Genomic DNA, 14,164 nt, shown 5'->3' on the forward strand with positions numbered 1-14,164 from the left:
GCTCACCATCCGTAAATTCAAGAAGGACAAGCTGACCCTGACGCAGCTGGTCAAGTTCGGCGCGATCTCGCCGGAAGGTGCCGAGATCCTGCAGATTATCGGACGCTGCCGCGCCAATGTGCTGATCTCAGGCGGTACCGGCTCCGGCAAGACCACGCTGCTGAACTGTCTCACGCAATACATCGACGACGACGAACGCATCATCACCTGCGAAGACGCAGCCGAACTGCAGTTGCAGCAGCCGCATGTGGTGCGCCTGGAAACAAGGCCGCCGAACATCGAGGGCGAGGGTCAGGTCACCATGCGCGAGCTGGTGCGCAACTGCCTACGTATGCGTCCCGAGCGGATCATCGTCGGCGAAGTCCGCGGACCGGAAGCGTTCGACCTGCTGCAGGCGATGAACACCGGCCATGACGGCTCGATGGGCACGCTGCACGCCAACAATCCGCGCGAGGCGCTGTCGCGCTGCGAATCCATGATCACCATGGGCGGCTTCTCGCTGCCGTCGCGCACCATCCGCGAAATGATCTGCGCCTCGATCGACGTCGTGGTGCAGGCCGCGCGCCTGCGCGACGGCTCACGCCGCATCACCCACATCACCGAGGTGATGGGGATGGAAGGCGATACCATCATCACGCAGGATCTGTTCATCTACGACATGACCGGCGAAGACGCCAACGGCAACATCCTGGGCCGGCATCGCTCCACCGGCATCGGTCGCCCGCGGTTCTGGGATCGCGCGCGTTACTACGGCGAAGAGAAGCGGTTGGCGGCCGCGCTCGATAGGGCCGAAGTCGTCGCATTGGACTGAGGATCGACCGATGAACATGCAGGCGCTCGCCATGGCCTTTCTCGCCTTCACCGCCGTCGGCGGTCTGGCCTGGGTCTTCATCTATCCGTCGCTGTCCGGCGAAAAGAAAGTCCTGCAGCGCCGCGCTTCGGTCTCGCGATCCGAACCGGTGGTGCGGCAGGCGGACCGCGCGCAGCGTTCGCGGCGCGAGCAGGTCGAGGGCTCGCTGAAAGAAGTCGAGGCCCGCCGCCAGAAGGCCAAAAAGGTCGCGCTTGGCATCCGGATCTCCCAGGCCGGGCTGAGCTGGACCGAAAAGAAATTCATGACGATCTCCGGGATTCTCGGCGTCGGCAGCTTCCTGATCGTGATGGTGATGGGTGGCGGCCTGCTAGCCGCGGCCGGCCTGGCGCTAGCCGCCGGCTTCGGCCTGCCGCGCTGGATGCTGAACTTCCTGAAGAAGCGCCGCGAAAAGGCATTCCTCAAGTCGTTGCCGGACGCGGTCGATGTGATCGTGCGCGGCATCAAGGCCGGCCTGCCGCTGTTCGACTCCATCAAGGTGGTGGCAGCCGATGCGACCGAGCCGCTAAAGGGCGAGTTTCTCGCCATTATCGAGACCCAGACGATCGGCATGCCGCTCGGCGAGGCCTGCGCACGGCTCTATGAGCGCATGCCGCTGCCGGAAGCCAACTTCTTCGGCATCGTGATTGCGATCCAGCAGAAATCCGGCGGCAACCTCTCCGAAGCGCTCGGCAACCTGTCCAGGGTGCTGCGCGACCGCAAGAAGATGGCTGAGAAAATCCAGGCCATGTCGATGGAAGCCAAGGCCTCCGCCGGCATCATCGGTTCTCTGCCGATTATCGTGATGTTTCTCGTCTATCTCAGCACGCCCGACTACATATCGCTGCTGTGGACCGAACCGACCGGCCGGCTGATGCTGGCGGGCAGCGCACTGTGGATGTCCACGGGCATCTTCGTCATGAAGAAAATGATCAACTTCGACTTCTGATGGTGCCGCATGCTTGATATGATTCTCTCCAAGTTCCATGACGCCAAGTTCATGACGCTTTTCCTGGCGGCGATTGCCGTCACCGCCACGGTGTACAGCCTGCTGACGCCGTTGCTGGTCGGCGACGGCCTGGCCAGGCGCATGAAGGCCGTGGCCAGCGAGCGCGAGCGGATCCGGGCGCGCGAACGCGACCGGCTCAACAAGAACGACCGGGTGTCGCTGCGGCAGTCGCCAAGGCAGTTGGTCTCCAAAATCGTCAACGACTTCAATCTGAGCAAATGGTTCGCGCAGGAAGCCGCCGTCGATAAACTGGTGATGGCCGGCTATCGCGGCCATGCGCCCTACATCACCTTCCTGTTCTTCCGCGCGGTGATGCCGATCGTGTTCCTGATCTTCTCCGTGCTCTACGTGTTCGTGCTCTCGCACATGGAACAATCGACGGTGATCAAGCTCGCCATCTGCCTGGTCGCGACCTATCTGGGCATGCAGGCGCCGATGATCTTCCTGAAGAACGCCATCAGCAAGCGCCAGTTGTCGATCCGGCGCGCGTTTCCCGATGCGCTCGATCTGCTGCTGATCTGCATCGAATCGGGCATGTCGATCGAGGTGGCGTTTCGCCGGGTCAGCGTCGAGATCGGCTCGCAGTCCGTGGCACTAGCGGAGGAATTCACCCTGACCACGGCGGAGCTTTCGTATCTGCCGGACCGCAAGGTGGCCTATGAGAACCTCGCCAAGCGCACCGGCCTCGACGGTGTGAAATCGGTCTGTCTGGCGCTGATGCAGTCGGAACGCTACGGCACGCCGCTGGGCCAGAGCCTGCGCGTGATGGCGCAGGAAAACCGCGACATGCGCATGAACGAGGCCGAGAAAAAAGCTGCGGCGCTGCCGCCGAAGCTGACGGTGCCGATGATCGTGTTCTTCCTGCCGGTATTGTTCGTGGTCATTCTCGGACCCACCGGCATCAAGGTCGCCGCGATGCAGTGAGTGAGGCTACTTTTTTCGTGGTTGCTTCTTCCTTCTCCCCTTGTGGGAGAAGGTGGCTTCGCGAGGCGAAGACGGACGAGGGGTAGTGTTGCACTCTGCCGCTACCCCTCATCCGCCCCGGACTTCGTCCGGGCCGCCTTCTCCCACAAGGGGAGAAGGAAGAAGAGAAAGTGAGAACGCTTACGACCGCCCGCGCGTGTCTTCGCTTTGCGCGCCGAGCTGCTGCGACTTGCTGCTCAGCATCTGCTTGAGATAGGCGACGTTGGCGGCGGCTTCCTCTGGCGGCAGGTCGGCTTTGACGATCGTTTCGGCCTCGCCGAAACGGCCCTGCAGGCCGACCACCAGTCCGAGATTCTGTCGCACGCGGGGATCGCCGCCCCCGCCGCTGTAGGCCTGGCGCAGCGTCGACTCGGCCTTCGGCAGGTCCTTCGACAGCATGTAGGACAGCCCGAGATTGGACAGCACCGACGGCTCGTCGGGGCGGATCTTGAGCGCGCTGGCGTAATAGCGGCGGGCTTCGTCGTGGCGGCCCATCTGGTCGAGCACCGCGCCCTGCACCGAGAGAATCCGCCAATCGGGATTGGCCGGCGTGTGGGCGCTGGTGAGCACCTCGAAGGCGCGCTGGAAACTGCCGGTATCGGCGAGCGCGCGGCCGTAACCGGCGAGCAGCGCCTTGTTGCCGGGACTGAGCAGGGTCGCCTGTTCGAACACTGCGACGGCCTGGGTGCGCTGGCCGCTGGCGCGCAGCGCCTGGCCATAACGCAGCGCCACGTCGGCATCTCGGGGATTGGAACGAAATTTTTCGCCGAGCGCATCCGCGGCACGGGCCGGATCGGCCTCCAGCGCGCGTTCGGTCTTGCCGCCGATGGAGCCGGTAACGTCGGACATACCGGCGGTCTTGCAACCCGCAAGGCCCACGGCGAGGATCGTCGCCACGGCCGCGGTCGTGAAAAGCCGGGCAAGACAAGAGGGCTGACGCATGGCACGTTGACTCACAAAAGCGGCAACCGGAGACGCCGAATGCCCCCAGAAATAATCCGTTAACCCTAATGGCTGGTTAATCGGCCGCTGCTGCGCCATACCCGGCATACCGCCCTGCCCTCTGCGAGATCCGTTCATGCCTTCCGTTTTCGAGACCGCTTCCGACACGCCGGCCATTCCGATCCACTTCGCCACCAAGACCACGTGGCCCACGATCAGCGCCGCGCTGCCCGCGTCGGCGCGGGCTTTCGCGGAAGCCAACGGCTTCGCCGCCAAGCCCGGTGCCTGCCTCACCCTGCCGGCGGCCGATGGCACGATCGGCCAGGTGATCTTCGGGCTCGAGGACGACACCGCGAAACACCACGACCTGTTCCGGCCCGGCCAATTGCCGGGGCTGCTGCCTGATGGCACCTATCGCTTCGCCAATGCGCCGCATGACGCGCGGCTGGCGGTGCTGGCCTTCGCGCTCGGCAGCTACCGCTTCGGCCGTTACCGCGATAACAAGGCGCCGCAGGTCAGGCTGGTGCCGCCGGACGATATCGACATCGCAGACATCGCGCGGATGGCCGAAGCCGCCACGCTGGCGCGCGACCTGATCAACACGCCGTCGAATGACATGGGGCCGGCAGAACTGGCGGACGTGGCGAAGGAACTCGCAGCGCGGTTCGGCGCCGAGTTCAACTGCATCGTGGGCGACGAGTTGCTGGCGCAGAACTTCCCGCTGATCCACGCGGTGGGCATGGCCTCCACCCGCGCGCCGCGGCTGATCGATTTTTCCTGGGGCGACCCGGCGCATCCCAAGGTGACGCTGGTCGGCAAGGGCGTTTGCTTCGATACCGGCGGGCTCGACCTAAAGCCCTCCTCCGGCATGCTGATCATGAAGAAGGACATGGGAGGTGCGGCCAACGTGCTGGCGCTGGCGCTGATGGTGATGGACGCCGGGCTCAAGCTGCGGCTGCGGGTGCTGATCCCGGCGGTGGAAAACGCCGTCGCGGGAAATGCCTTCCGTCCGCTCGATATTTTCAAATCGCGCAAAGGCCCGACGGTGGAGATCGGCAATACCGACGCCGAGGGCCGCCTCGTTTTGGCCGATGCGCTGGCCTATGCCGACGAGGAGACGCCGGACCTGCTGGTCGATCTGGGCACGCTGACCGGCGCGGCGCGGGTCGCGCTGGGACCGGATCTGCCGCCCTACTACACCCCTGACGAGAGGTTGGCGCTCGACATCGCGCGCTGCGCGAAGGCGCAGAACGACCCGTTGTGGCGACTGCCGCTGTGGGCGCCTTACGATGCATGGCTGGATTCGAAAGTCGCTGATATCAACAACGCGCCGTCCGGTGGCTTTGCCGGCTCGATCACCTGCGCGCTGTTCCTGCAGCGCTTCGTCCAATCCGCGAAAAGCTGGTTGCATGTGGACATCTACGGCTGGACGCCGTCGGCCAAGCCGGCGCGACCGGAAGGCGGCGAATGCCAGGCGGCGCGGGCGATCTACGCATTGTTGAGCGAACGCTATGCATGATCCCAAGCGCGATCCGAGACTGACGCCGGCGCGGCCCGACCTCGCGGCGAAATATCTCGAAGGCCACGTCGAGGCGGCGCGCTTCGTCATCGGCGAGGAATTCGAGATCGTCGATGGCGTGACCTCGGTGCGGCGCGATCCGTTCGCCGGCGCGATGCTCGACACCCAGGCGCTGAAGGGCGAACGCGTCACGGTCTACGACCGCAACGAGGACGGCTGGGCCTGGGGCCAGCTCAACGACGACGGCTATGTCGGCTGGATTTCGGATCTCGCTTTGTACCGGCCGGGCCCGGCACCGACGCACAGAGTGACGGCGCTGCGGACCTTTGCGTTTCCGGGTCCCTCGATCAAATTGCCGCCGGTCGATACGTTGCCGCTGGGTGCACGCATCGCTGTGGTCCGATTTCATGAGGCCTTCGCGGTCACCAGCGCCGGGCACTATCTGCCGCAGCGGCACGTCGCCGTGATTTCCGTCCATGAGACGGAGTTCGTCGAGGTCGCCGAGCGCTTCGTCGGCACGCCCTATCTGTGGGGCGGCAAGAGCAGCCTCGGCATCGACTGCTCCGGCCTGGTGCAGGTGGCGCTGACCGCGGCCGGCACCGGCTGCCCCCGCGACAGCGACATGCAGGAGAGCGGGCTCGGCCGTGCGCTAGCCCCCGCAGAGATGAAGGCGTTGCGGCGCGGCGACCTGATCTTCTGGAAGGGCCACGTCGCGATCGTGCGCGATGCGGAAACGATTATTCATGCCAACGCGCATCACATGGCGACTGCGATCGAGAATACACAGGACGCGATTGCGCGGATCGCGGTGGCCGGCAGCGCGGTGACGAGTATTAAGCGATTGACCTAACCACCGTCATTGCGAGGAGCCCTTGCGACGAACCAATCCAGTTCTTTTCGCGCCTGTGGCCTCTGGATTGCCGCGTCGCAAGGGCTCCTCGCAATGACTGCTGAAGGAGCGGCGTTTTGATCACGTAGCTGGCGTCGCGCGATCATAGAATTCCTGCAGCCGCTCCCTGTGCAGCGCCAGCCATTGCAGGGCGCTGACCATCAGGCCGTTGAACACGGCGCCGCTATCCAAAGCAGAGATGGCCTCGTCGATGGATACGACGAACGGCCTGGTGTCCTCGGTCTCGCCGACCAGCCCGCCGCGGGTCGGCACTTGCGCGGCATCGACGAAGCCCAGGAAGAACGTGACGAACTCGTCGGTGAAGCCCGGCGTCGGCAGCACGCTGTAGAGTTCGATCAACCGGTCCGGCGCCACGCCGATTTCTTCCATGCATTCGCGCGACGCAGCAATGAGCGCGCTCTCGTCGTGATCGACGCGGCCGGCGACGATCTCCACCATCTCGCCGCGCCCAGTGACCAGATGCGCCGGCAGCCGGAACTGGTGCAGCAGCACGACTTCGCCGCTGATAATATCGACCGGCAGCACCGCGGCGACGCGGCTGGCGCGCAGCACGTCGCGCTGCTGTTGCAGCGGCGCATCGTCGTGGCGGGCGATCGAGACGTCATAGCGCTCATAGGTCATGAAGCCGCGGCCGATCACGGTCGGCGCCGACAGCGTGACATCGGCCGCGCGGTCGGCGATCGCGGGCCTGGTCTTGTCCCGGTCGCTCATTCCGCGGTGGCCGCGCCGGGCGCTGTTTCCAGCCGGAACGCGGCGGCGAACAGCGCGCGGGTGTAGTCGGTCTTCGGATTCCTGAACAGTTCCGAGGCCGGGCCTTCTTCCACCACCTTGCCGTGGCGCATCACGATCAGATGGCTGGCGAGTGACGCGACCACGCGAAGATCGTGCGAGATGAACATGTAGGTGAGGTCGCGCTTGCGCTGCAATTCGCGCAACAGATCGACCATTTGCGCCTGGAACAGCATGTCGAGCGCGCTGGTCGGCTCGTCCAGCACCACGAAGCTCGGCTCCAGCACCGCGGCGCGGGCGATCGAGATGCGCTGGCGCTGGCCGCCGGAGAATTCATGCGGATAGCGGAACCGCGTCTTCGGATCGAGGCCGACATCGACCAGCGCCTTGACGACGCGCGCCTCGCGGTCGTCGTCGGACAGGCCCGGCTGATGCACGCTCAAGCCTTCGGCGATGATGTCGCCCACCGACATGCGCGGGCTGAGCGCGCCGAAGGGATCCTGAAACACGATCTGCATGTCGCGGCGGATCGGCCGCATCGCCTTGAACTGCAGGCCCTGGATATCGCTGCCGAGAAACACGATCGGTCCGTCCGACGAAATAAGCCGCAGCAGCGCCAGGCCGAGCGTGGTCTTGCCGGAGCCGGATTCGCCGACCACGCCGAGCGTCTCACCCTTCCGCACCGCCAGCGTGACGCCATCGACGGCCTTGATGTGGCCGACGGTCTTGCGCAGCAGCCCGCGCTTGATCGGAAACCAGACCTTGAGATCGTCGGTAGACATCACCACCGGCTGATCGGGCCGCGGCGGCGCCGGATCGGGCTTTGGCTCGGCGGCGAGCAGCGCGCGGGTATAGGCATGCTGCGGCGAGGTGAAGACCTGTTCGACCGGTCCCTGCTCGACGATCTTGCCGTTTTTCATGACACAGACCACGTCGGCGATGCGCCGGACGATACCGAGGTCGTGGGTGATGAACAGCAGGCTCATGCCGAGGCGCTGGCGGATGTCCGCCAGCAACGTCAGGATCTGCGCCTGCACGGTGACGTCGAGCGCGGTGGTCGGCTCGTCGGCGATCAGCAGGTCGGGTTCGTTGGCGAGCGCCATGGCGATCATCACGCGCTGGCGCTGGCCGCCGGACAATTGGTGCGGATAGCTCGCCAGCCGCGTCTCCGGCTCGGGGATGCCGACCTGGGTGAGCAATTCAAGCGTGCGCGCTCGCGCCTTGGCGCCGCGCATGCCGCTATGTAGCTGCAGGATCTCGCCGATCTGCGCGCCGATGGTGTGCAGCGGATTGAGTGAGGTCATCGGCTCCTGGAAGATGATCGAAATGTCGTTGCCGCGGATGCCGCGGATTTCCTGTTCCGACATGCCGAGCAGTTCGTGGCCCTTGAAGCGGATATGGCCGGAGGGATGCGAGGCGGTCGGATACGGCAGCAGCCGCAGGATCGACAGCGCGCTGACCGACTTGCCGGAGCCGGATTCACCGACCAGCGCGACGCATTCGCCGCGCCTGATCTCGAACGAGACATGATCGACGGCGATGGAAGTGCCGCTGCCATGGTGGAACGCGACGGAGAGATCGCGGACATCGAGCAAGGGCTGGTTGATGGCGTCCATGCTGCGATCCTATCTGAATGTCTTGCGTGGATCGAACGCATCGCGGACGCCTTCGCCGATGAAGATCAGCAGCGAGAGCATGATGGCGACCGCGAAGAAGCCGGTGAAGCCGAGCCAGGGCGCCTGGACGTTGGCCTTGCCCTGCGACAGCAGTTCGCCGAGCGACGGCGAACCCGGCGGCAGGCCGAAGCCGAGGAAATCCAGCGCCGTCAGCGTCATCACCGAGGATGACACGATGAACGGCAGGAACGTCATGGTCGCCACCATGGCATTGGGCAGCAAATGCCGGATCATGATCTTGGCATTGGACACGCCGAGCGCGCGCGCGGCCATGATGTATTCGAAGTTGCGGCCGCGCAAAAACTCCGCGCGCACGAGGCCGACCAGCGAGACCCAGGAGAACAGCAGGAGAATGCCGAGCAGCACGAAGAAGCCCGGCACCAGCACCGAGGACAGGATCAGCAGCAAGTATAGCGACGGAATCGCGCTCCACACTTCGATGAAGCGCTGGAAGGCGAGATCGACCCAGCCGCCAAAATAGCCCTGCACGCCGCCGGCGGCGATGCCGATGATGGAGGAGACGATGGTGAGGCTGAGACCGAACAAAACCGAAATGCGGAAGCCGTAGATCAGCCGCGCCACGACGTCGCGGCCCTGATCGTCGGTGCCGAGCCAGTTGTATTCGAGATCGCGGCAGCTCTTGAGGCCCTTCTTCTCGACCACCGGCTTGCACTGCGCCTCGGTCAGCATCCAGGTCGGCTTCGAGGGCGCCGGGGTTGGCAGATCGAGATTGTGGGTGTCGTAGGAATAGCGGATCAGCGGCCACAGCACGGTGCCGTTCTTCTCGGCGATCAGCTTCTGCAGATAGGGATCGCGATAATCGGCAGCGGTTTCGAAGTCGCCGCCGAAGGTGGTTTCGGAGTAGCTGACGAAGGCCGGGAAGTATGACTTGCCGTCGAAGCGGATGAAGAACGGCCGGTCGTTGGCGATCACTTCGGCGAACAATGAGACGAAGAACAGGATCAGGAACAGCCACAGCGACCAGTAGCCGCGGCGGTTCGACTTGAAGTTTGTCCAGCGGCGCTGGTTGAGCGGCGAGATGCGGAGCGGACGGCGCGACGGCGGCACGGCTTCGCCGAGCGGCGTCTGGGTGGTGGTTTCGACAGATACGGGTGCAGTGATGTTCATCAGACGTCCCGCGCCTCAAAGTCGATCCGCGGATCGATCCACATATAGGCGAGGTCGGACAGCAGGTTCACCACCAGCCCGACCAGCGAGAAGATGAAGAGGGTACCGAACACCACGGGATAATCGCGATTCAGCACGCTCTCGAAGCCGAGTAGCCCGAGGCCGTCGAGCGAGAAGATCGTCTCGATCAGCAGCGAGCCGGAGAAAAAGGCATGGATGAAGGCGCCGGGAAAGCCGGCGATGACGATCAGCATGGCGTTGCGAAAAATGTGGTTGTAGAGCACCTGGCGCTCGTTGCAGCCCTTGGCGCGCGCCGTCATGACGTACTGCTTGCGTATCTCGTCTAGGAACGAGTTTTTGGTCAGCAGCGTCATGGTAGCGAAGGCGCCAAGCACCATCGAGATCAGCGGCAGCGTCATGTGCCAGAAGTAGTCGATGATCTTCCAGTACCACGGGAACTGGTCCCAGCCGTCGGACGTCAGCCCGCGCAACGGAAAGATGCTCCAGAACGAGCCGCCGGAAAACAGGATGATCAAGAGGATCGCGAACAGGAAGCCCGGAATCGCAAAGCCGACGATGATCACCGCCGAGGTCCAGGTGTCGAATTTGGAGCCGTCCTTGACCGCCTTGCGTATCCCCAGCGGGATCGAGATCAGATAGGTCAGCAGCATCATCCAGATGCCCAGCGACATCGACACCGGCAGCTTCTCCTTGATCAGCTGCAGCACGCTGGTGTCGCGAAAGTAGCTCTTGCCGAAATCGAAGCGGGCGAAATTCCACAGCATCAGCGCGAAGCGCTCAGGTGCGGGCTTGTCGAAGCCGAACTGCTTCTCCAGGCTCTTCACAAAATCCGGATCGAGGCCCTGGGCGCCACGGTACTTCGAATTCACCACATCGCTGGACGCGCCGGCCTGGCCGCGGTTGCCGAAATCGCCGCCGGAGGAGCCGGAGACGCGCGACGCGCCGGTGTCGGCGCCGGAGAGCTGGGCGATCACGCGCTCCACCGGGCCGCCGGGCGCAAACTGCACCACGACAAAGGACACGAACAGGATGCCCAGCAGGGTGGGAAACATCAGCAGGATGCGGCGGGCGATATAGGCGCTCATGTTCTATTTCGCCTGTTCAGTCGTAGGCTTCGCCGCCCACCACAGATCGGGGGCGCCGACGCCGATATATTTCGGCAGATTGGCGGGATGGCCGAACACGTCCCAATAGGCCAGCCGGTGCGAGGCCGAATACCACTGCGGCACCCAGTAGCGCCCGGCGCGAATGACGCGGTCGAGCGCACGCGCGGCGAACACCAGCCTGGCGCGGGTGTCGGCGGCGATCACCTCGTTCATCAACGCATCGACGACGGGGTCGGAAATGCCGGCGAGGTTGTTGGAGCCCTTGGTGGTAGCCGACTGCATCGAGAAGAACGAGCGCAGGGAATCGCCGGGCACGGTGGAGAAGCTGAAGCGCTCGATCATGATGTCGAAATCGAAATCGTCGCGGCGGGCGCGAGCTTGCACCGGATCGACGATCCGCAGGTTGGCCTCGATACCGAGCGTACCGAGATTCTTGATGTAAGGCATGTGATGCGGCTGGAAGGTCGGTTCGTCGTGCAGGAACTCGATCTTGAACGGCTCGCCCGCTGGCGTGACACGCTTGCCGTCCTTCATGACATAGCCGGCATCGTTCAGCAGCTGGATCGCCTTGCGCAGCAGCGCGCGGTCCTGGCCGGAGCCGTCGGAGGTGGGTGGCACAAACGGCGTTCCGAACACTTCGGCCGACACCTGGCCGCGGAACGGCTCGAGCAGCGCCAATTCCGCCGGCGACGGCGGGCCAACGGCCATCATGTCGGAGTTCTGGAACGGCGACACCGTACGCACATAGGCGCCGTACATGATGGTCTTGTTGGTCCACTCGAAATCGAACGCGCAGCCTAGCGCTTCGCGGACGCGCGGATCCTTGAACTTGTCGCGGCGGGTGTTGAGGAACCAGCCCTGCGCGCCGGACGGCGTATCGTCCGGCAGCGTCTCGCGCTTGACGCGGCCGTCGAGCACGGCCGGAAAGTCGTAGCGCGTGTTCCAGGTGCGCGAGGTGAATTCCTCGCGGTACAGGTAGTTGCGTCCCGTGAAGCCCTCGAAGGCGACGTCGCGGTCGCGATAGAAATCGAACCGCACGGTGTCGAAATTGTAGAAGCCGCGGCTCACCGGCAGGTCGGCACCCCACCAGTCCTTGACGCGATCGAGCTCGATGTAGCGGCCGACCTCGAAGCGTCCGACCTTGTAGGGCCCGCTGCCGAGCGGGATTTCCAGCGACGACTCGTCAAACGAATGCGTCGTATAATACGCCTGGGAAAAGATCGGCAGGCCGGCGACCAGCAGCGGCACGTCGCGGCCGCGCTTGGCGGCGAAGGTCACGACCAGCGTGGCGTCGTCGGCCGCCTCCGCCTTGGCCATGTCGCGCAACTGCTGACTGATCAGCGGATGGCCCTTGGCTTTCAGCGTGGTGAGCGAGAACGCGGCGTCGCGCGCGGTCAGCTTGCTGCCATCGTGGAAGCGCGCCTCGGGGCGTAATGCGAAACGATAGGTCAGGCCGTCGGCGGAAATCTGCACGGACTTGGCGACCAAGCCGTACATGGCGTCGGGTTCGTCGGCCGCGCGGACCATCAGCGGCGCGAAGGTCATGCCCATGCCCTGGGCGCCGTCGCCTTTCAGGATATAGGCGTTGAGCGAATTGAAGGTGGAGAACGACTGGTTGAAGGCGCGGGTCGACGGCACGGTCGAAAACACGCCGCCCTTCGGCGCGTTGACGTTGACGTAATCAAAATTCGGAAAGTCGGGGGGATATTTCAGATCGCCGAATGCAGAGATGCCATGGGCTTGCGTTTGCGCCTGCGTCTCGCCCTCCGCCAGCGCGGGTGAAAACCGGACCGCCGCTACGGCGCCTACTCCGAGGCCGAGTACATGCCGGCGATTCAGCTTCGTCTCTCGCGAGGTGTCGCTCAAGACCGCTTGCTCTTCGCGGCGCGCTCGGCGTCGTACCACCAGATCGCCGGGAAGCCGGACTGGCCGTATTTCGGCATTTCGGAAGGACGCCCGAAGCGGTCCCAGCGCGCGGTGCGGACCTTGTTGTAGGTCCATTGCGGCACCACGAAATGATTCCACAGCAACACGCGGTCGAGCGCCTTGGTGGCGGCGACGAGGTCGGCGCGGTCCTTGGTGAAGATGACGCGGTCGATCAGTTTGTCGATCGCCGGATTCCTGATGCCGACGACATTGCGCGAGCCGGCCATGTCGGCGGCCTGCGAGCCCCAGAATTCACGCTGCTCGTTGCCCGGCGACAGCGACTCCGGCCAGGACGACACCACGATATCGAAATCCCAGCTGCGCAGCCGGTTCTCGTACTGGGTGGGATCGATGGTGCGGACCGACACGCCGATGCCGAGCCGCTCCAGCGACGGCTTGAAGAACAGCATCACGCGCTCGAACGAGGGGTCCTCGCCGAGCAACTCCAGTTCGAAAGGCGCACCGGTTTTGGCGTTGACCAGCTTGCGCTCGCGCACCTCGTAGCCGGCCTCCTTCAGCAGCTTGAGCGCCTCTCGCAGATTGTCACGCACGGCTTCGGCGTTGCCGCCGACCGGATTGGCATAGGCCTTGGTAAAGACTTCCGGCGGCACATCGGCGCGCACGGTTTCCAGAATTTCCAGCTCCTTGCCTTCCGGCAGACCGGAGGACGCCAGCTCGGTGCCTTCAAAGTAGCTGCCGATGCGCTTGTACTGGCCGAAGAAGATCTGCTTGTTCATCTCCTCGAAATCGAACGCGTAGTTCAGCGCGCGACGCACGCGCGGGTCCTTGAACTTGTCGCGGCGGATGTTCATCGCGAAGCCCTGCATGATGCCGGACGAGCGATTGAGGAATTCCTCCAGCACCACGCGCTTCTCGGCCACGGCCGGGAAGTCGTAGGCAGTGGCCCAGTTCTTGGCGCTGTTCTCGGTGCGCCAGTCGACCTGATCGCCCTTGAAGGCCTCCAGCGCCACCGTGCCATCGCGGAAATACTCGTAGCGCAACTCATCGAAGTTGTTGCGGCCGACATTGACGTTGAGATCGCGGCCCCAATAGTCCCGAACGCGCTCAACGGCGATCGAACGGCCCGCCACGAATTCCTTGATCTTGTAGGCGGCGCTGCCGAGCGGCACCTCCTGCGTGGTCGCGGAGATGTCGCGCTTGACGCCGGCCGCGTTGGTGCCTTCCCACCAATGCTTTGGCAGCACGGTGAGCTGGCCGACGATCTGCGGCAGTTCGCGGTTGCCCGGCATGTCGAAGGTGAACTTGACGTCGCGCTCGCCCAGCTTCTCGGCCTTCACCACGTGGCGGTAATACGCGGAATACTGCGGATGATGCTTCTTGAAGGAATCCAGCGAAAAGATCACGTCTTCCGGCGTCACCGGTTTGCC

At 64.3% G+C, this 14,164-nt stretch carries 12 protein-coding genes; 5 read left to right on the forward strand and 7 right to left on the reverse strand.

The features are described 5' to 3' along the window. The 3 genes from JWR89_RS09930 to JWR89_RS09940 all read left to right on the forward strand — a co-directional run. A partial coding sequence (locus JWR89_RS09930) for a CpaF family protein (protein WP_299715051.1) occupies positions 1-811 on the forward strand: 811 nt, incomplete at its 5' end. A 10-nt stretch (positions 812-821) separates the two neighbouring features. Next, a complete protein-coding gene (locus JWR89_RS09935) occupies positions 822-1,796 on the forward strand; it encodes a type II secretion system F family protein (protein WP_299715054.1) in 975 nt (324 codons plus the stop codon). Between the two features lie 9 nt (positions 1,797-1,805). Continuing rightward, on the forward strand, positions 1,806-2,780 hold the full coding sequence (locus tag JWR89_RS09940) for a type II secretion system F family protein (protein ID WP_299715057.1): 975 nt from the start codon (positions 1,806-1,808) through the stop codon (positions 2,778-2,780). Positions 2,781-2,960: 180 nt separating this feature from the next. Here JWR89_RS09940 and JWR89_RS09945 read toward each other — a convergent pair whose 3' ends face one another. Further along, positions 2,961-3,761 carry a tetratricopeptide repeat protein gene (locus tag JWR89_RS09945; RefSeq protein WP_299715060.1) on the reverse strand — a complete coding sequence of 267 codons (801 nt, stop codon included), beginning with the start codon at positions 3,759-3,761 and terminating at the stop codon, positions 2,961-2,963. Positions 3,762-3,897: 136 nt separating this feature from the next. On the opposite strand from JWR89_RS09945, the gene JWR89_RS09950 reads away from it, so the two are divergent. Together JWR89_RS09950 and JWR89_RS09955 are read left to right on the forward strand one after the other, a co-directional pair. Further along, positions 3,898-5,280 (forward strand): M17 family metallopeptidase, encoded by a 1,383-nt coding sequence (locus tag JWR89_RS09950; RefSeq protein WP_299715062.1) that lies wholly within the window; start codon positions 3,898-3,900, stop codon positions 5,278-5,280. Continuing rightward, on the forward strand, positions 5,273-6,130 hold the full coding sequence (locus tag JWR89_RS09955) for an NlpC/P60 family protein (RefSeq protein ID WP_299715065.1): 858 nt from the start codon (positions 5,273-5,275) through the stop codon (positions 6,128-6,130). The genes JWR89_RS09950 and JWR89_RS09955 overlap by 8 nt, the downstream gene beginning before the upstream one ends. A 120-nt stretch (positions 6,131-6,250) precedes the next feature. On the opposite strand, the gene JWR89_RS09960 is transcribed toward JWR89_RS09955, so the two are convergent. From JWR89_RS09960 to JWR89_RS09985, 6 genes are all read right to left on the reverse strand, one after another. Beyond that, positions 6,251-6,901, reverse strand: coding sequence for an NUDIX hydrolase (locus JWR89_RS09960; RefSeq protein WP_299715068.1), 651 nt, complete (start codon positions 6,899-6,901; stop codon positions 6,251-6,253). Beyond that, positions 6,898-8,535, reverse strand: coding sequence for an ABC transporter ATP-binding protein (locus JWR89_RS09965; RefSeq protein WP_299715071.1), 1,638 nt, complete (start codon positions 8,533-8,535; stop codon positions 6,898-6,900). Before JWR89_RS09965 ends, JWR89_RS09960 begins: the two co-directional genes overlap by 4 nt. Before the next feature lie 9 nt (positions 8,536-8,544). Further along, on the reverse strand, positions 8,545-9,723 hold the full coding sequence (locus JWR89_RS09970; RefSeq protein WP_299715074.1) for an ABC transporter permease: 1,179 nt from the start codon (positions 9,721-9,723) through the stop codon (positions 8,545-8,547). Beyond that, positions 9,723-10,829 (reverse strand): microcin C ABC transporter permease YejB, encoded by a 1,107-nt coding sequence (locus JWR89_RS09975; protein ID WP_299715077.1) that lies wholly within the window; start codon positions 10,827-10,829, stop codon positions 9,723-9,725. Before JWR89_RS09975 ends, JWR89_RS09970 begins: the two co-directional genes overlap by 1 nt. A 3-nt stretch (positions 10,830-10,832) precedes the next feature. Further along, entirely contained in the window at positions 10,833-12,716 is a 1,884-nt protein-coding gene (locus tag JWR89_RS09980; protein ID WP_299715079.1) for an extracellular solute-binding protein, read from the reverse strand. Further along, on the reverse strand, positions 12,713-14,164 hold a 1,452-nt coding region (locus JWR89_RS09985), incomplete at its 5' end, for an extracellular solute-binding protein (RefSeq protein ID WP_299715082.1). The genes JWR89_RS09985 and JWR89_RS09980, both read right to left, overlap by 4 nt.

This window comes from Tardiphaga sp. (assembly GCF_028290785.1).
Classification (GTDB): Bacteria; Pseudomonadota; Alphaproteobacteria; order Rhizobiales; family Xanthobacteraceae; genus Tardiphaga.